The 18,593-nt window shown below is 59.2% G+C and carries 15 protein-coding genes; 11 read left to right on the top strand and 4 right to left on the bottom strand.

Annotated elements, in window-relative coordinates; translation table 11 throughout:
• The first annotated feature begins 119 nt into the window (after positions 1 to 119).
• Both L6D63_RS25225 and L6D63_RS25220 read left to right on the top strand, forming a co-directional pair.
• Positions 120 to 350 (top strand): DUF4160 domain-containing protein, encoded by a 231-nt coding sequence (locus L6D63_RS25225; RefSeq protein ID WP_047292340.1) that lies wholly within the window; start codon positions 120 to 122, stop codon positions 348 to 350.
• On the top strand, positions 338 to 835 hold the full coding sequence (locus L6D63_RS25220; protein WP_041070304.1) for a helix-turn-helix domain-containing protein: 498 nt from the start codon (positions 338 to 340) through the stop codon (positions 833 to 835). Before L6D63_RS25225 ends, L6D63_RS25220 begins: the two co-directional genes overlap by 13 nt.
• Here L6D63_RS25220 and L6D63_RS25215 read toward each other — a convergent pair.
• Entirely contained in the window at positions 832 to 1,908 is a 1,077-nt protein-coding gene (locus L6D63_RS25215; protein WP_047292343.1) for a DUF748 domain-containing protein, read from the bottom strand. The two genes, L6D63_RS25220 and L6D63_RS25215, sit on opposite strands and share 4 nt — an antisense overlap.
• Positions 1,909 to 2,035: 127 nt before the next feature.
• Here L6D63_RS25215 and cysK point away from each other — a divergent pair, with 127 nt between their 5' ends.
• Positions 2,036 to 3,010: a cysteine synthase A gene (gene cysK, locus L6D63_RS25210; RefSeq protein ID WP_047292345.1), complete on the top strand. Its 975-nt coding sequence runs from the start codon at positions 2,036 to 2,038 to the stop codon at positions 3,008 to 3,010.
• 184 nt (positions 3,011 to 3,194) lie between these two features.
• Positions 3,195 to 4,133, top strand: coding sequence for an aspartyl/asparaginyl beta-hydroxylase domain-containing protein (locus L6D63_RS25205; protein WP_047292347.1), 939 nt, complete (start codon positions 3,195 to 3,197; stop codon positions 4,131 to 4,133).
• A 260-nt stretch (positions 4,134 to 4,393) separates the two neighbouring features.
• On the opposite strand, the gene L6D63_RS25200 is transcribed toward L6D63_RS25205, so the two are convergent.
• Entirely contained in the window at positions 4,394 to 4,918 is a 525-nt protein-coding gene (locus L6D63_RS25200; protein WP_306453279.1) for a hypothetical protein, read from the bottom strand.
• A 472-nt stretch (positions 4,919 to 5,390) separates the two neighbouring features.
• On the opposite strand from L6D63_RS25200, the gene L6D63_RS25195 reads away from it, so the two are divergent.
• The gene (locus L6D63_RS25195; protein WP_131669962.1) at positions 5,391 to 6,254 is read left to right on the top strand and encodes a DMT family transporter; all 864 of its coding nucleotides are present in this window, start codon (positions 5,391 to 5,393) and stop codon (positions 6,252 to 6,254) included.
• A gap of 113 nt (positions 6,255 to 6,367) precedes the next feature.
• Here the strand turns inward: L6D63_RS25195 and L6D63_RS25190 are convergent, their stop codons facing one another.
• On the bottom strand, positions 6,368 to 7,261 hold the full coding sequence (locus tag L6D63_RS25190) for a DMT family transporter (RefSeq protein ID WP_047292355.1): 894 nt from the start codon (positions 7,259 to 7,261) through the stop codon (positions 6,368 to 6,370).
• 219 nt (positions 7,262 to 7,480) lie between these two features.
• Here L6D63_RS25190 and aceK point away from each other — a divergent pair, with 219 nt between their 5' ends.
• The 5 genes from aceK (at position 7,481) to L6D63_RS25165 (ending at position 15,675) form a co-directional block, all read left to right on the top strand.
• The gene (aceK, locus tag L6D63_RS25185; RefSeq protein WP_047292357.1) at positions 7,481 to 9,202 is read left to right on the top strand and encodes a bifunctional isocitrate dehydrogenase kinase/phosphatase; all 1,722 of its coding nucleotides are present in this window, start codon (positions 7,481 to 7,483) and stop codon (positions 9,200 to 9,202) included.
• Between the two features lie 169 nt (positions 9,203 to 9,371).
• A complete protein-coding gene (gene hrpA, locus L6D63_RS25180) occupies positions 9,372 to 13,283 on the top strand; it encodes an ATP-dependent RNA helicase HrpA (RefSeq protein ID WP_095667231.1) in 3,912 nt (1,303 codons plus the stop codon).
• A gap of 322 nt (positions 13,284 to 13,605) precedes the next feature.
• Positions 13,606 to 14,727, top strand: coding sequence for a beta-ketoacyl-ACP synthase III (locus tag L6D63_RS25175; protein ID WP_047292361.1), 1,122 nt, complete (start codon positions 13,606 to 13,608; stop codon positions 14,725 to 14,727).
• A 106-nt stretch (positions 14,728 to 14,833) separates the two neighbouring features.
• Positions 14,834 to 15,448, top strand: coding sequence for an RNA polymerase sigma factor (locus L6D63_RS25170; protein WP_003222662.1), 615 nt, complete (start codon positions 14,834 to 14,836; stop codon positions 15,446 to 15,448).
• Positions 15,442 to 15,675, top strand: coding sequence for an anti-sigma factor family protein (locus L6D63_RS25165; protein WP_047292363.1), 234 nt, complete (start codon positions 15,442 to 15,444; stop codon positions 15,673 to 15,675). The genes L6D63_RS25170 and L6D63_RS25165 overlap by 7 nt, the downstream gene beginning before the upstream one ends.
• A gap of 179 nt (positions 15,676 to 15,854) precedes the next feature.
• On the opposite strand, the gene L6D63_RS25160 is transcribed toward L6D63_RS25165, so the two are convergent.
• A complete protein-coding gene (locus L6D63_RS25160; RefSeq protein ID WP_007966005.1) occupies positions 15,855 to 17,177 on the bottom strand; it encodes a putative porin in 1,323 nt (440 codons plus the stop codon).
• A gap of 278 nt (positions 17,178 to 17,455) precedes the next feature.
• On the opposite strand from L6D63_RS25160, the gene L6D63_RS25155 reads away from it, so the two are divergent.
• A complete protein-coding gene (locus tag L6D63_RS25155) occupies positions 17,456 to 18,580 on the top strand; it encodes a GNAT family N-acetyltransferase (protein ID WP_131669963.1) in 1,125 nt (374 codons plus the stop codon).
• The last annotated feature ends 13 nt before the right edge of the window (positions 18,581 to 18,593 follow it).

Here is an 18,593-nt window from a genome sequence, read left to right as displayed (position 1 = left end):
CCGGTCGACTGTGAACGCAGACGGCTTATTCAGTCTCTGAATGGGGCGTCACATGTTGACTCGGTTTCGGCCAGAGGCCAGTATTCAGGTATCGCCGATTTGGCGATAGCCTGTCGGGCATGACGACTAAATACCGATTTCGCGACAAATACCGCATTCAGTTACGTGAGAAGGATCACCCGCCACCCCATGTCCACTTGATCGGTGGCGGTGTGGACGTGATGCTGAGCCTTGAAACCGTCGAAGTCATGACGGGCAAGGCACCGCCGCTGATTATCAATGAAGCGCTGGCTTGGGTTGCGGCTCATCAAGTGCAACTGCTGGAGGACTGGAAACGATGTTACCCATGAAAAGGCCTCGTCTGACGGCTGTGCAGGCACTGTCAGGTTTTCGATTGAAACTGACCTTTATTGATGGTCAGGATCTGACCCTTGACCTGAGCCGAGATATCCACGCTTATCCAGGTCTGCAACCATTGCTTGATCCCGAAGTGTTTGCGGCTGCGACCCTTGACGACAATGGCTGGACGGTCGAATGGCTTGAGCCCGATATACAGATTGGCGCAGACACGCTTTATATGGATGCGCTGGCCCAAAACACTGTCGATGAAAACACTCGGATTTTCATCGATTGGCGTGCACGTACCGGACTCTCACTGAATCAGGCAGCCGAGGCGCTGGGTGTCAGTGCCCGCAGCATCAGCCGATACAGTAATGGGCGGGAGGCGGTGCCAAGGTCATTAGCCTTGGCTTGTCTTGGTTGGGACTCATTGCAGCAAAAGTCCACGCTGGCGGCTGAAGAGTCTGGTCGATATGTCGTTAATCGTAAGAATTAGCCCGCATCCGGCTTCGGCCGCTCATACCGCGCATTGAAAGCCTGAATGAAGCCATTACGCAAAATCTGCAAGAACGCTTCGAACGCGCTGATGTTTTGCTGATGCACGTTGCCACTGAGTTCGACCTTGGTGGCGAACTGGTTTTTGGCCTGGTTCTTCAGCACGGTTTCCGTGCCGCCGACGATGGCCTCCCAGACGGAGCGGAAGATGCTCTTGTCCTTGTTTTCCACATCCTGCTGCCAGTTGAACACTTCGACGTCGCGCAGCAAGGGTTTGATGTAGCCGCTGACCTGGGCTTTTTTCGCCTGGGCTTCGATGACGACGTCGCCATGGCCGGCGTTGAAATCGAACTTGCCGTAGGCCGAGGCAAAGTCGTTCATGCTTTTGAGTTCGATGTCGCGGGCGCGCAGGCGGAACTGGAAGTCTTCGAAGTTGCTCAGCGGATCGAAGGTGGCGCTGGTCTCCAGCGGTGCATGGCCGAGCAGCTTGGCCTTGCCTTCGAAACGGGCGTCGCGTTTGCCCTGTTTGTCGACCACGTTGGTCAGGTTGTAGATGCTCGCTTCAACGTTGCTGGCGTTCATGTTGACCGGCGGTCTGGAGTTGAAATTACGAAAACTGATCTTGCCGTCGTGAATCTGTACTTCGTCGAGGGTGATTGGCAGCAACTTGCCCAGCTGCGCGCGCCAGTCGGTGCCTTTACCGGTCTGCGAGTTCTTCTTGTCGGCCCCGCCATCGACGAAGTTGATCTCGGGATTGAAGAACTGCACCTGCGCCACCACGGCATGGTCGTACCACAGCGAGTGCCAACTGACCGCCAGATCAATCACCGGCGCGTTGACGAACGGCACCGGTACTTTGCCGTCGACCTTGACGATTTTCAGGCCGTTGATCTTATAAGCGCCGCGCCAAAGGGCCAGATCGACATCGGTGATCTGACCGCGGTAATCGCCCATGTCGGCGAGCTTGCCGTTCAAGTAATCGCGTACCACGTAGGGCAGGGCGATGTGCAGGGCGATCAGCAGCACGACGATGATGGCGAAAATTCCGATGGGCCAGCTGTAGCGACGCTTCATGGCGGTAGTTCCCGAACGATGTAAGCGATTGACTGTTGCGCGTCGCAGACGTTCGACCCGACTGGACTGCGTCAGGCAACAGGCATACCTTGGAAGGCTGAATTCAACGCTGCATAAGGACCCAGCCATGAGCCGTATTTTCGCTGACAACGCCCATTCCATCGGCAATACGCCGCTGGTGCAGATCAACCGCATCGCGCCGCGTGGCGTGACCATTCTGGCCAAGATCGAGGGACGCAACCCCGGTTATTCGGTCAAATGCCGAATCGGCGCGAACATGATCTGGGACGCCGAGAGCAGCGGCAAACTCAAGCCGGGCATGACCATCGTCGAACCGACGTCGGGCAATACCGGCATCGGTCTGGCCTTCGTTGCCGCCGCCCGTGGTTACAAATTGATGCTGACCATGCCGGCCTCGATGAGCATCGAGCGGCGCAAGGTGCTCAAGGCCCTCGGCGCAGAACTGGTCCTGACCGAGCCGGCCAAAGGCATGAAAGGCGCAATCGAGAAGGCTGCCGAAATTGTTGCCAGCGACACTGGCTCATTCTTCATGCCGTCGCAGTTCGATAATCCGGCCAACCCGGCGATTCACGAAAAAACCACCGGTCCGGAAATCTGGAACGACACTGACGGCGCTGTCGATGTACTGGTCGCAGGTGTCGGGACCGGCGGAACCATCACCGGCGTTTCGCGGTATATCAAGAATACCCAGGGCAAACCGATTCTGTCGGTCGCCGTAGAGCCCGTCTCTTCGCCGGTGATCAGCCAGGCCCTGGCGGGGGAAGAGATCAAGCCGAGCCCACACAAGATTCAGGGGATTGGTGCCGGTTTCGTACCAAAGAACCTCGATTTGTCGATGGTCGACCGGGTGGAACAGGTCACCGACGACGAATCCAAAGCCATGGCGCTGCGTCTGATGCAGGAAGAAGGCATCCTGTGCGGTATTTCCTGCGGCGCGGCCATGGCCGTGGCCGTGCGTCTGGCCGAGAAGCCGGAAATGCAGGGCAAGACCATCGTGGTGATTTTGCCGGACTCCGGTGAGCGGTATCTGTCGAGCATGTTGTTCAGCGATCTGTTCACCGAGCAGGAGAATCAGCAATAGTCGAATTGACTCAGATCAGCCGGGGTTCAGGATCGTTATGCTAATAAATGCTTTGTTGCGCAATTCTTAACACTGAATCTTGGGTTCAGCGGGTTTTTCCCGAGGCCGGTAGTGTTTATCATGGCCGGCTGCCATGCCGGGTAAAAGGCATTGCGCAGCGTTGTCTTTATTCAAGGAGTCGTTGATGACCTTTTCGTTAGCCGCCAAGGTGTTGGTGTTGCTGCTGTTTGTGGGCAGCATCCTCTATGTGCATTTGCGCGGCAAGGCGCGTCTGCCGGTCCTGCGTCAGTTCGTCAACCACTCGGCGCTGTTCGCTCCGTACAATGCGCTGATGTACCTGTTCTCCGGCGTTCCGTCCAAACCGTATCTGGATCGCAGCAAGTTTCCGGAACTGGATGTGTTGCGCGATAACTGGGAAACCATTCGCGACGAAGCCATGCACCTGTTCGACGAGGGCTATATCCGCGCCGCGGAGAAGAACAACGACGCTGGTTTCGGCTCGTTCTTCAAGAAGGGCTGGAAGCGTTTCTACCTCAAGTGGTACGACAAACCGCTGCCGTCGGCCGAAACCCTGTGCCCGAAAACCGTGGCGTTGGTCAGTGCGATCCCTAATGTCAAAGGTGCGATGTTCGCGCTGTTGCCCGGTGGCAGTCACCTGAACCCGCACCGTGACCCGTTTGCCGGCTCGCTGCGTTATCACCTGGGCCTGTCGACGCCGAACTCCGACGATTGCCGGATCTTCGTCGACGGTCAGGTGTACGCCTGGCGCGACGGGGAAGACGTGATGTTCGACGAGACTTACGTGCACTGGGTCAAAAACGAAACCGAGCAGACTCGCGTCATCCTGTTCTGCGACGTCGAACGCCCATTGAGCAACCGTCTGATGACCCGCATCAACCGCGCCATCAGCGCCTGGCTGGGACGCGCCACCGCCCCGCAGAACCTTGATGACGAACGTGTCGGCGGCATTAACCAGGCTTATGCCTGGAGCAAGAGCTTCAGCGACAAGTTCAGTGGCGTGGTCAAACAGTGGAAACGCCGCAACCCCAAGGCTTACCGCATCCTGCGTCCGGTTCTGGCGGTGTTGGTGCTGACGTTGCTGGGGTATTGGCTGTTTGGTTGAGGCTGGATGTTGAAATAAAAAAACCGCTCCTGGTGAGCGGTTTTTTGTCTGCTGATAAATCTAAAGTCGGCCAGCGGCGAGTACATTCGGCTCTTCGCTTTCAGTACCCTTTATCAGTAACTGCAGCAGACGCCTCTGACTCGCAGTGAGCGTTATCTCATCGGATTTTTTGCCGAGAGGGGGTATCTCGTTTCTGGAGGACGGCTTCTTTGTTGATTTGCTCATTTCTCCTCCTGAGTTGATCGATAATTGAACAGTTTTCACGATACTAGGTTCTCCAGGGTTTTGACAAGGCGGCCACCAGCGTCGAAGCCGAAGCCAAGCTCTTGATAGTGTGAAATCGCGCCCTTCAAAGGTTCTTGGATCTCGAGAACCTTGCTGCCTATGAGTTGGGCGTATTGTTCAATCACAATCATCGCCAGTGCCCCGATACGTCTTTTTAACGGATGGGATTCGTAGGGGCGTCCCTCCAGACGCACAATTCGTATTCTGTTTTTGCTGGCATTTGGATTTGCGAAACACAGCCCGCACAGTTCCTCTTCAAACCAGATAGCGATGTCCAGAGATAAAGGCTCTCGACCTTTCCACTCAATGACCTCATTCCAGCAAAAGTGCTGGTCTCTCCAGAGAGTTGATGCCTGAAGTGCTTGTTGGTTGATAGGTTCGAAACGTACTTTCGACAAATCGATGGCAGTCGGACCATGGCGTTCCAACTGAAGCTGTAGTTGAAGGGTAACGATAGCAGCCTGCTTCCGCGCCTCTGACCGATAGACCTGATACCGCAAATATGTCCGTTCCCTTGGCATGTGATCCCGAGCATTCCCTGTCTCCCCATCAATGGGCCTATCCCTTGCTCATCAGCCTATTCACCTCGCCGCCAACTGTCCCTGCTGGCCCTTTGGCCAAATCATTGCAATCCATGTCCCGCGCTGGTTATAGTCGGCGCTCGTGAATCAGCTGATTCACATTTCAAATCCTTCAAAAAAGATCAGTCCCAATGCCTGCATCCCTCATCAACGCGGTAGTCGATTCAGCGGCCAACGCTGGCGTCGTGCCGTGCGGGAATCAGCAGCCCGGGCAGATCAGTCATTACCCTCCACCTGTCAGTAGCACGCCGGTGTGCGCCGTCGTATCACCGCCGGGCGTTGGCGTTTCGGGCTGATCGGCATTCTTTGCTGACCCCTGCGCCCCCCAGAAACACCTACTGAATTTCAGCCTCGGCTGAGTTGGCTATTTGCCTGACTACAGGTGGTATTCATGTTTGTCCTTTCGAAACAATCCGCGTTTGCGGCGATGTCCACGAGCCTGTTCGTTCTGCTGTGGAGCAGTGGTGCGATCTTCTCCAAATGGGGCCTGGCCCATGCCTCGCCCTTTGCCTTTCTGCTGATTCGCTTTGTGATCGCCCTGTGCGGGCTGCTGCTGTTGACGCCGCTGCTCAAGTTGAAGCTGCCCAAGGGTGGCAAACCGATGCTGTTCGCGATTGCAACGGGCCTGGTGTTGTTGGGCGCGTATCAGATTTTTTATCTGTTGGCGCTCAACACCAAAGTCACGCCGGGGGTGATGGCGACCATCATGGGCGTACAGCCGATCCTCACTGTGGTGTTGATGGAGCGGCAGCGCTCGGCGAGCCGGATGTTCGGTCTGGCGCTGGGCCTGGCCGGGCTGATCATGGTGGTTTACCAGGGGCTCGGTCTGGCGGGGATGTCCTGGGCCGGGATGCTGTTCGGCCTGCTTGCACTGGCGAGCATGACTCTGGGTTCGATCATGCAGAAACGCATCACCGACAATCCCCTCGGCACGCTGCCAGTGCAATACCTGGCCGGACTGTTGTTGTGCGGGATATTTGTGCCGTTTCAACCGTTCCACTTTGAGCACAGCGCCGGTTTCATCGTGCCGGTGTTGTGGATGGGACTGGTGGTGTCGGTGCTGGCGACGCTTTTGCTGTACCGCCTGATCGCTCGGGGCAATCTGGTGAACGTCACCAGTCTGTTCTATCTGGTGCCAGCGGTGACGGCGCTGATGGACTATCTGATTTTCGGCAATCGTCTGGCGGCGCTGAGTGTGCTGGGGATGCTGTTGATCATTGTCGGTCTGGCGTTTGTGTTCCGTAAAACCGGCTGATCCGTAAACTGATGGCGGCTGTTCGGCCGCCTTCGCGAGCAGGCTCGCTCCCACAGGGGAATGCATTCCAAATGTGGGCTTGCTCGCGAAGACTGACTTATCGACGCCGCCAATCAGCGGGCGGTTGCTACCGCCGGCTTCAACACCAACCACAACGCCAGCGCAATCAACACCCCGCCGTACAAGTGAGCCATCGACAGCGGCTCATCCAGCAGTAACGCACCCCACAACACGCCGAACGCCGGGATCATGAAGGTGACGGTCATCGATTTGACCGGGCCGATGGAACTGAGCAAGCGGAAATAGATGATGTAGGCGAACGCGGTGCAACCCAGCCCCAGGCCCAGCAGCGATAGCCATACACTCCAGCCGCCCCAGCTTGCCGGTGGTGCGGTGATCACGCTGTAGCCGAACAGCGGCAAGAGAAACAGCGAAGCGCCGAGCATGCTGCCCACGGCTGAGAGACGACTGTCGAGCCCACCGCTGTGATCCAGCCAGCGTCGCGTGAGAAATCCGGCGAAACCGTAGCAGGTGGTGGCAAGCAGGCAGGCGAGGGCGCCCATGAGCAATGGCAGATCGAAAGCCACCGGCCCTGCACGCGTCAGCACACCGACACCGAACAAGCCGAGAAACACCCCGGTCAGTTTCGCGACAGTGAGTTTTTCACTGAAAAACAGCCCGCCAATCAACACGCCCATCAACGGCGTGGTGGCGTTGAAGATTGCCGAGTAACCGGCCGGCAACACTTGCGCCGCCACCGAATACAGCGTCGCCGGAATCCCCGAGTTGATCACCCCCAGCAACATCACCGTTTTCAGTTTGCCTTTGAAGTCCCAGCTGATGCGCATCAACCCGAGAATCACCAGCAGCCCGACGGCCGCTATCGACACCCGAAAGAACGCGGTCGGAATGGTGCCAATCACCGGCGCAATAATGCGCATGAACAGGAAACTCGCGCCCCAGATGGCTGCCAGCGACAGCATGCGGAAAATATCGACAGCGCTCACGATGGCACTCCTTCCTTGATCGGGACGAGAGTGTTGCCGAGCGTCCCGGCGATGGCAACCGCTAATCGGGCATTTAATTCGCTGCAGCGGGTTGCCTGGTGAAAAATGCCAGCGATGCGCGCTGGCGTTCCGGTTTTGGCAGAAATTGCACTTCACCTGCACCCGGTTCCGTGGCTAAGCTCAGGCACAGATTTCCACTTGTACGCCGAGGTCTCTTCTATGCCGCAGCAATGGCCAGCCACCGACATCGCCCGCATGATCCTCGATGGCTTTGACGATTACCGCGAGCACTTCCGGCGGATTACCGATGGCGCGCGCGAGCGCTTCGAGCAGGCGCGCTGGCAGGAAACGCAGACCGCCTCGGCGGCGCGGATCAATCTCTACGAGGAAAAGGTCGGCGAAACCATCGCCCGCCTGCGCGAGCATTTCGACGACGAGACGTTGATGAATGTCGGCAGCTGGCCGTTGGTGAAAAGTGCCTACATCAGCGTGATCGACCTGCGCTTCGACGATGAGCTGTCCGAGACCTGGTACAACTCGATCTTCTGCGGGCTGTTCAGCCACGACCTGATCAGCGACGGCTGCATGTTCATCCATACCACGCGCCCGAGCCTGCGCCGCGCCCGGGCTGCGCAAACCCGCACCTACAAGCCGCAAGGTCAGCTGTCGTCGATGCTTGCGAGCATCTTTGCCGACTACCGTTTCAGCGAGGATTACGCCGATCTGCCCGGCGATCTGCAGCGCCTCGAAGCGCAACTGCGCGAGAATTTGCCGGACTGGGTGTGCAAGGATCCGGAGCTGAGCGTCGAGCTGTTTTCCTCGGTGCTGTACCGCAACAAAGGCGCGTATCTGGTCGGGCGCATCTACACCCCCAACGAGCAGTGGCCGCTGGTGATTCCGCTGCTGCACCGCGAAGGCCGCGGGATTCAGATCGACGCGCTGATCACCGACGAAGCCGATGTGTCGATCATCTTCTCTTTCACCCGTTCGTATTTCATGGTCGATGTGCCGGTGCCGGCGGAGTTCATCGGTTTCCTGCGGCGCATTCTGCCGGGCAAGCACATCGCTGAGCTGTACACCTCGATCGGCTTCTACAAACACGGCAAGTCCGAGTTCTACCGCGCGCTGATCAATCACCTGGCCAACACCGACGATCAATTCATCATGGCGCCGGGCGTGCGCGGCATGGTCATGAGCGTGTTCACCCTGCCGGGCTTCAACACCGTGTTCAAGATCATCAAGGACCGTTTCTCGCCGTCGAAAAACGTCGACCGGGCAACGGTCATCGAAAAATACCGATTGGTGAAAAGTGTCGACCGCGTCGGGCGCATGGCCGATACCCAGGAATTCGCCGACTTCCGTTTTCCACTGAGCAAGTTCGATCCGGCGTGCCTGGAAGAGCTGCTTGACGTCGCGCCGTCGACGGTCTCGGTCGAAGGCGACACGGTGTTGATCCGCCACTGCTGGACCGAGCGCCGCATGACCCCGCTCAACCTCTATCTGGACAACGCCAACGAAGCGCAGGTGCGCGAGGCACTGGAGGATTACGGCCTGGCGATCAAGCAACTGGCGGCGGCCAATATCTTTCCCGGTGACATGCTGCTGAAGAACTTCGGCGTTACCCGGCACGGGCGGGTGGTGTTCTACGACTATGACGAAATCTGCTTCCTGACCGAAGCCAACTTCCGCCACATCCCCGCGCCACGCACCCCCGAGGACGAAATGGCTTCCGAGCCGTGGTATTCGATCGGGCCGCTGGATGTGTTCCCGGAAGAGTTTCCGCCGTTCCTGTTCGCCGATGCCGGGCAGCGCAAACTGTTCGATCAACTGCACGGCGAGTTGTATAACGCCGATTACTGGAAGGGTTTGCAAGAGGCGATTCGCGCCGGGAAAGTCATCGACGTGTTCCCCTACCGCCGTAAAGGCCTCGACAACGAATAACTCCCCCCTGTAGGAGCTGCCGCAGGCTGCGATCTTTTGACTTTGATTTTTAAAAACAAGGTCAAAAGATCGCAGCCTGCGGCAGCTCCTACAGGGGAAGCAGGTCAATCGAGAGCAAATCTGCGACAATCCGCCCCCTGCACATATAGACGACCGAATTGCGTACCCGATGACCGACGAATCGCCCTCCATCGACAAACTGCTGAAAAACCTCGATCACGCCATGCTCGCCGACCGTCACCGGCTGCGGCGGCAGTTGCTCGAGCTGCGCAAGAAACCCGACGAGGCCAAGCTGGCCCAGTGGGTGACGCGCCTGCAGGCGTCCTGTGATCAAGTGCTGGCGCGCCGTGCCAGCCTGCCGGTGATTCGTTACGACGACAGCCTGCCGATTGCCGCCAAGCGCGATGAGATCAAGGCTGCGCTGGAGAAGCATCAGGTCCTGATCATCGCCGGCGAAACCGGTTCGGGTAAAACCACGCAGTTGCCGAAAATCTGCCTGGAAATCGGTCGCGGTCAGCATGGCTTGATCGGCCACACCCAGCCGCGCCGAATCGCGGCGCGCAGTGTGGCCAGTCGGGTCGCCGAAGAACTCGGTACGCCACTGGGCGCGCTGGTCGGTTATCAGGTGCGTTTCGAAGATCAGAGCGATGCCAACACCCTGATCAAACTGATGACCGACGGCATCCTGCTGGCGGAAACCCAGAATGACCGTTATCTGGAACGCTACGACACGATCATCGTCGACGAAGCTCACGAACGCAGCCTGAACATCGACTTCCTGCTCGGTTACCTGAAAACCCTGCTGCCGCGTCGTCCGGACCTGAAAGTCATCATCACTTCGGCGACCATCGATCTGGAGCGCTTCTCCAAGCATTTCGATGACGCGCCGATTGTCGAAGTGTCCGGCCGCACCTTCCCGGTTGAAACCTGGTATCGCCCGTTGACGCTCGAGCAGGACGAAGAGGGCAACCGCGTCGAAGACGACCTGACCGTCGATCAGGCGATCCTCGCCACCCTCGACGAGATCGCCGCCTACGAGCGCAGTGAACGCCGCAGTCCCGGCGATGTGCTGGTGTTCCTGCCCGGCGAGCGCGAGATTCGCGACGCCGCCGACATGCTGCGCAAGGCTCAGCTCAAACACACCGAAATCCTGCCGCTGTACGCGCGCCTGTCGCCGGCTGAACAGCAGCGGATTTTCCAGTCGCATCCGGGACGCCGCGTGGTGCTGGCGACCAACGTCGCCGAGACCTCGTTGACCGTGCCGGGCATCCGGTACGTGATCGACAGCGGCACCGCGCGCATCAGTCGCTACAGCTATCGCGCCAAGGTCCAACGCCTGCCGATCGAAGCGATTTCCCAGGCCAGTGCCAATCAGCGTAAAGGTCGTTGCGGCCGGGTCGAACCGGGGATTTGCGTGCGGCTGTACAGCGAGGAAGATTTCCTCGGTCGCCCGGAATTCACTGACCCGGAAATTCTGCGCACCAACCTTGCCGCCGTGATCTTGCAGATGCTGCACCTGCGCCTCGGTGAGATCACTGCGTTTCCGTTCATCGAGCCGCCGGACGGCAAGGCGATCAGCGACGGTTTCAACCTGCTGCAAGAACTCTCGGCGGTGGATCGCAACAGTCAGCTGACCCCGCTCGGGCGCCAGTTGGCGCGCCTGCCGGTGGACCCGCGCATGGGCCGCATGCTGCTCGAAGCGGCCAGGCTCGGCAGCTTGCAGGAAGTGCTGATCGTCGCCAGTGCGATGTCGATTCAAGACCCGCGCGAGCGTCCGCCGGAGCGTCAGCAAGCGGCGGATCAGGCCCACGCGCAGTGGAAGGACAGCGATTCGGACTTCGCCGGTCTGGTCAATCTGTGGCGTGGTTTTGAAGAACAGCGCCAAGCGCTGACCGCCAGCCCACTGCGTAACTGGTGCCGGAAGAATTTCCTCAATTACCTGCGCCTGCGCGAGTGGCGCGATTCCCATCGCCAGTTGAGCCTGATCTGTCGCGACATGCAACTGAGCCTCAACAAGGAACCGGCGGATTACCCGAAACTGCACAAAGCGGTGCTGGTCGGTTTGCTCAGCCAGATCGGTCAGAAAACCGAAGACGGCGATTACCTTGGCGCCCGTCAGCGGCGCTTCTGGATTCATCCGTCGTCGGGCATCGGCAAGAAACGCCCGCAGTGGCTGATGACCGCCGAACTGGTGGAAACCACCAAGCTTTACGCGCGCATGGTCGCCAAGATCGACGCCGACTGGATCGAGCCGCTGGCCGGGCACCTGATCAAGAAAAACCACTTCGAACCGCACTGGGAGAAGAAGCGCGGCCAGGTCGTGGCCTACGAGCAGATCACCCTGTTCGGGCTGATCGTGGTCGGTCGCCGCCCGGTGCATTACGGCCCGGTGGATCCGGTGGTGTCGCGTGAGCTGTTTATCCGCGAGGGTCTGGTGCGCGGCGAGATTCAGTCGAAAGCCAAGTGCCTGAGCGCCAACAAACAATTGCTTGAGCAGCTCGACGAACTGGAAGCCAAGGCCCGGCGCCGCGACATTCTCGCTGACGAAGAAACCCTGTATGCGTTCTACGATGCGCGGTTGCCGGCGGAGATTCACCAGACCGCGACCTTCGACAGTTGGTATCGGGTCAACAGCCAGAAGAACCCGCAGCTGTTGATCATGCGCGAAGAGGACGTGCTGGCCCGCGAGGCCAGCGAAGTCACCGCGCGCGACTACCCGGACACGTTGCACATCGGCGATCTGGAGCTGGCGCTCAGCTACCACTTCGAACCCAATCACCCGCGCGACGGCGTGACCCTGCGTGTGCCGGCACCGCTGCTGCCGATGCTGCCGCCGGAGCGTCTGGAATGGCTGGTGCCGGGGCTGATCGAGGCCAAGTGCATTGCGCTGGTGCGCAATCTGCCGAAAGCCCTGCGCAAAAACTTCGTGCCGGTGCCGGATTTCATCAAAGCGGCGTTGCAGCGCATGACCTTCGCTGAGGGCTCGTTGCCGCAATCGCTGGGTCGCGAACTGCTGCGCATGACCGGCGCCCGAGTCAGCGATGAGGCGTGGGCGGAAGCGGCGCAGCAGGTCGAAAGCCATCTGCGGATGAACCTGGAAATCGTCGACGGCCAAGGCAAGTTTCTTGGTGAGGGACGCGATCTGGCCGAGCTCACCGCGCGCTTCGCCGAAGCCAGTCAAGCGGCTTTGGCCGTGCCGCAAAGTGCGAAAAGTCAGCAACCGGTGGAGGCCAAGGTCTTCGCTCCGGTGGCGGAAAAGACTCAGCAGAAGATTGCCGGCCTGTCGATGACGGTCTATCCGGCACTGGTGGAAGAAGGCGGCACGGTCAAGGAAGGGCGGTTTTCGACCCCGGCCGAAGCCGAATTCCAGCATCGCCGCGCCTTGCAGCGGCTGCTGATGCAGCAACTGACGGAACCGGCGAAGTTCCTGCGCAGCAAACTCCCGGGCATCACCGAGCTGGGCCTGCTGTATCGTGAGTTGGGCCGAGTGGACGCGCTGGTGGAAGACATTCTGCTGGCCAGTCTCGACAGCTGCATTCTGGAGGGCGAAGACCCGTTGCCGCGTGACGGTGCCGGGCTGGCGGCATTGGCCGAACGCAAACGCGGCAGCTGGACCGAACACGCCGAGCGCGTGGCGCGGCTGACCCTGGAGATTCTCAAGCTGTGGCACGGCCTGCAAAAGCGCTTCAAGGGCAAGATCGATCTGGCTCAGGCGGTGGCGCTGAATGACATCAAGCAGCAAATCAGCCATCTGGTGTATCCGGGGTTCGTCCGGGAAACACCGATGCAATGGCTCAAGGAGTTGCCGCGCTATCTGAAGGCGGTCGAGCAGCGTTTCGAGAAACTCGGTGCGCAAGTACAGAAGGATCGCGTCTGGAGCGGTGAACTGGCCGGCCTCTGGGCGCAATACCAGGTCCGCGCGGCGAAACATGCCCAGGAAGGCAAACGCGATCCGCAGCTGGAGTTGTACCGCTGGTGGCTGGAGGAATACCGGGTGTCGCTGTTCGCCCAGCAGTTGGGAACGAAAGTGCCGATCTCGGACAAGCGGCTGAGCAAGCAATGGAGTCAGGTCGAGGCTTGATCCCCAACCCTGCATCACCCCTGTAGGAGCTGCCGCAGGCTGCGATCTTTTGATTTTGCTTTTTACAGGAACAGAATCAAAAGATCGCAGCCTTCGGCAGCTCCTACAGTGATTGGGTTTGGCATGAGAAAGGCGCCAAAAGCCAAGGTTTATGGCAAACTTCGCGACCATAAACGCCGGTTTCGTGACCCAGAGCCTTCGGTCGGGTCACGTGGCGGAATAAAGCGATGCCAGGTCAGCGTCCTGCGGACGGGAACAGACCCTTTGTGTGTTGGTACGTCGGTGCCAGCGCTTTCTGCCTGAACAGATTAGAGAAACGACCATGCATAACGTCGTCATCAGCGGCACCGGCCTGTACACCCCGGCCAACAGCATTTCCAACGAAGAGCTGGTGCAGTCTTTCAATACCTATGTCGCGCAATTCAACGCCGACAACGCCGATGCCATCGCCCGTGGTGAAGTCCAGGCGCTGACCGAATCCAGCGCCGCGTTCATCGAAAAGGCCTCCGGCATCAAGAGCCGCTTTGTCATGGACAAGGACGGCATTCTCGATCCGCAACGCATGGCCCCGCGTCTGCCGGAGCGTTCCAACGACGAATGGTCGGTCCTCTGCCAGATGGCCATCGGCGCCGCTGAACAGGCGCTGCAACGTGCCGGCAAGACCGCCGCCGACATCGACGGCGTGATCGTCGCCTGCTCCAATCTTCAGCGCGCCTACCCGGCCATCGCCATCGAAGTCCAGGAAGCACTGGGCATTCAGGGCTTCGGTTTCGACATGAACGTCGCCTGCTCCTCGGCGACCTTCGGCATTCAGGCGGCGGCCAACAGCGTGCAACTGGGTCAGGCCCGGGCGATCCTGATGGTCAACCCTGAAGTCTGCACCGGTCACCTGAACTTCCGCGACCGTGACAGCCACTTCATCTTCGGCGACGCGGCGACGGCAGTCATCATCGAACGCGCCGACCTGGCGACCTCCAAGTACCAGTTCGATGTGGTCAGCACCAAACTGCTGACCAAGTTCTCCAACAACATTCGCAACAACTTCGGCTTCCTCAACCGTGCGGCGGAGGAGGGCATCGGTGCCCGCGACAAGCTGTTCGTGCAGGAAGGCCGCAAGGTGTTCAAGGATGTCTGCCCGATGGTTGCCGAGCTGATCGGTGAGCATCTGGAAGAGAACAAACTCAACGTCGGCGACGTCAAGCGCTTCTGGCTGCACCAGGCCAACCTGAGCATGAACCACCTGATCGTGCGCAAGCTGCTGGGCCGTGAAGCCACTGAAGAAGAAGCCCCGGTGATTCTCGACACCTACGCCAACACCAGTTCGGCGGGCTCGGTCATTGCCTTCCATAAATATCAGGACGATCTGGCCGCCGGTTCGCTGGCCGTGCTGAGCTCGTTCGGCGCCGGTTACTCGATCGGCAGCGTGATTCTGCGCAAGCGCTGAGTGCGCCTGAAAAGATCGCAGCCTGCGGCAGCTCCTACACTGATCTCTGTAGGAGCTGCCGCAGGCTGCGATCTTTTGCTTTCGACCATCTGAAAACGAGGCGCGCATGGCCGCAACGGACGACACCCAACTGCTCGAACGCCTGTTGGCCGGTGAGCAAAAAGCTTTCAAGGAACTGGTCAGCACCTACCAGAGCGCCATGCGTGCTGTGGCTTACGCGATTGTCGGCCAGCGCCATGTCGAGGAAGTGGTGCAGGACGCCTGGCTTTCGGTGGTGCGCCACATCGGTAGCTTCGAGGGCCGTTCCAGTCTCAAGACCTGGCTGCTGACCATCACTGCCAACTCGGCCAAGAGCCGCTACAAACAAAATCGTCGCGAAGTCTTGATGGATGACCTGCCGTCACCCCACGGCACCATCGACGATGATCGCTTTTCTCCCGGTGACGGTCATTGGCTGGTGGCGCCGTTCGCCTGGCATCAGGACACGCCGGAAGCCTTGCTGACGGAAAGCGAATTGCGCGACTGCCTGGAGCACACCTTGCTCAGCCTGTCGGAACTGCAAAGCAGTGTTTTGCTGCTGCGCGAGCGTCAGGGCCTGGAGCTGGAGGAGATCTGTAATCTTCTGGAGATCTCGCTCTCCAATGTCCGTGTGCTGCTGCATCGTGCGCGGCTGAAAGTCTTCGCCACGGTGGAGCATTTTGAGGAGACCGGCGAATGCTGACCTGCAAGGAACAAGTAGCGCGCTCCAGCGATTATCTCGATGGCCAGTTGAGCTTTCGCGAGAGACTGTTGGTGCGCCATCACCTGATGTTCTGCCCCAACTGTCGGCGTTTCATTCGCCAGATGCGTTTGATGCAGGCCACATTGAAGGCGATGCCGGAGAAAACCGAGGCGGGTATTGACGCTTTGGCCGAACGCCTGGCCGAGCAACGCCGCAAAGAAAAATAGAGCCCCCTGTAGGAGCTGCCGGAGGCTGCGATCTTTTGATCCTCAAAAACAAGATCAAAAGATCGCAGCCTCCGGCAGCTCCTACAGTGTTCTTGCATCTTGCAGAAATAGCCCGACGCGGATGAAACGAACGGATGATGGGGATCGTCCCGCCCGCGTCAGGCTACAGGTGACGCTTTTTAGAACTTCGCTTCCGCATCCAGCTGCAGGGTGTTGGTGTCTGCGTCACGCTGGGTACGGCTGGAGAAGTCGGCCTTGGTCAGGAAGTAGGTGGCGCCGATGGCGAAGTTCTTGTCGATGTCGTAACCGACCTTGAACTTGTGGCCACGGGAACCGGTGGTGCCGTTGGCGAAGTCGGAGTCGGTGAATGCGCCGACCACGGCGTCACGCTGTACGTCACGATAGTTGTAGTCCAGGTTCAGGCCGAAGACTTTCGACTTGGCGCCGACCAGCCACGCAGTGTCGGCATCGGTCACCGCATCGTTGTTCTTCACGTACTGGCCGTAGAACGACAGCGGCATTGGCAAACCACCGATATCGATCTGGCTGAAGCCCTCGTACAGACGGAATTCGTTGTTGGCCGAGTTGCCGTTGACCGACAGTGCGCACGGTGTGGACGTCCCGGTGCAACGGCTGTCCTCGTCGTTCTGGTAGGCGTAGACGCTGCCGCCCAGGGTCAGTTTCAGGTTGTCGGTGATCGCGAAGCGGCTGCCCAACTGGCCAGCGGTCAGGCGCAGATCGTGGCGAAATTGCACGCCTTCGCCGTCGACGTTGTCCTTGAGAGTGTAGTTACCCAGGCTGCCGAACAGTTCGGCGCTGCTGCCCAGCGGGTATTTGTAGGTCACGGCCAGACCTTCCGGGTTGATGTCGCTGTCCCAGATCACATCGCCCATGCTGACCCAGGGTTGCAGCATCTTGCCGCCGATCACGTGCAGGTTCTTGATGGCGTCGGGGTGGTAGTCGATGTAACCCAGGTCGAGCCAGATCTGCTTCTTGTCGAAGTAGTTGTCCATGTCCTGGTTGGTCGAACGGGCATCGTCACCGCCGCCGGTGGCAATACGGATACCGGTGTCGACTTGCGGGTTGATCTCGGTGTAGGCGCCGAGGCGGGCACGGATACGCTGGCGATCCTTGTCGCGACCACCGTTGTTGGATTCACCGTCGATCTTGACGGTCTCCTGACGGATACGCACATCACCCTTGAACTGGGTCTTGGCGGCCCAGGCAAGCTTTTGGTCGAAGGAGCTCAGCTCATTGGTTTTCTTCGCGGTTGCCGCGATTTGCTCGTTGGTCTCTTGCTGCGCCTGCTGCGCGATTTGCTGAGCCTTCTGATCCTTGGCCAGTTCAGTTTGCAGTTCAATGTACTGCGCCTGGGAAATGGAACCGTTAGCCTTGAGCATGTCGAGCAGTTTGGCGTCGACTGCAGCACTGGCCGGAACGCTCATGGCCAGCAACAGGCCACCGCACAGGGCCGCCGCAGTTTTCGTGGAAGCAAGACGCATAGCAATCTCCGAAGATGAGAGGGATGGCTGAACCATCCTGGGCACACCGACGCGCACGTCGGAAAACAGTGTCCGGGTAGAACCCGGCGCTCTAAAAACAGGAGCGAGTATCGCGATGGTTTATGACAGAGCAGTGGCTAAGTGATGTCATGTCGATGACGATGCAAAGTCCTCGTGAACTATCGAGCCAGAGCACTGTCGCCCGAATGAGCGTGTGCAATGGAAGCTGATCAGCGATACTCGCGGGGCTTTGACGCCAAGATGTGGAGAGCCAGTTGATGCCGTTGCAACGTCTGCAAAACCTGTCAGAAATCGCCCCCGCGACCTGGGATGCGCTGGTGCCCGAGAACCAGCCGTTTCTGCGCCATGCGTTCCTCGGCGCACTGGAAGACAGTGGCAGCGTCGGCCCGCACACCGGCTGGCAACCCGAGCATCTGCTGCATGTTGAAGGCGATCGGTTGATCGCCGCGCTGCCCGGTTATCGCAAATGGCATTCCTACGGTGAGTACGTCTTTGATCACGGTTGGGCTGATGCCTGCGCTCGCGCCGGGATCGATTACTACCCCAAGCTGCTGACCGCGGTGCCGTTCAGTCCAGTCAGTGGCCCGCGCCTGCTGGCGGCGAATGTCGAGGACGGCTTCGAACTGCTCAAAAGCCTGCCGGGTTATCTGGAAATCGAAGAACTTTCCAGCGCCCACATCAATTTCACCGACCCGTTCACCGATGCCGCCATGGCCGAGCAACCGGGCTGGTTGCAACGCATCGGCTGTCAGTACCACTGGCAGAATCGCGGTTACCGGGACTTTCAGGACTTTCTCGACGTGCTCAGCTCGCGCAAGCGCAAGCAGATGCGCAAGGAACGCGAGCAAGTGGCGGGGCAGGGCTTCGAGTTCGAATGGCTGGAAGGGCGTGAGCTGGACGAGGCGCAATGGGATTTTGTCTACGCCTGCTATGCCAACACCTATGCCGTGCGCCGACAGGCGCCGTACCTGACGCGCGAGTTCTTCAGTCTGTTGGCTGCGCGGATGCCGCAGGCGATTCGGGTGGTCTTCGCCAGACAGGGTTCACGGCCGGTGGCGATGGCCTTCAGTCTGGTCGGGGGCGACAGCTTCTATGGACGCTATTGGGGATGTCTGGCCGAGTTTGACCGGCTGCATTTCGAGACGTGTTTCTATCAGGGCATGGATTACGCGATCGCCCACGGCTACCAGCGCTTTGATGCGGGTGCCCAGGGTGAACATAAACTGATTCGCGGCTTTGAACCGGTGATCACGCATTCGTGGCACTACTTGCGCCATCCCGGGTTGAAAGCGGCGGTGAAGGATTTTCTGAAACAGGAACGTGCCGGCATCCTCGCCTATGCCGAAGAAGCAAAAACTGCCTTGCCCTACCGTCAAACCTAGATCCCTGTAGGAG

The sequence above is a fragment of the Pseudomonas parakoreensis genome, from assembly GCF_021602155.1.
Classification (GTDB): Bacteria; Pseudomonadota; Gammaproteobacteria; order Pseudomonadales; family Pseudomonadaceae; genus Aquipseudomonas; species Aquipseudomonas parakoreensis.
This window is presented reverse-complemented; position numbering and strand designations above follow the sequence as displayed.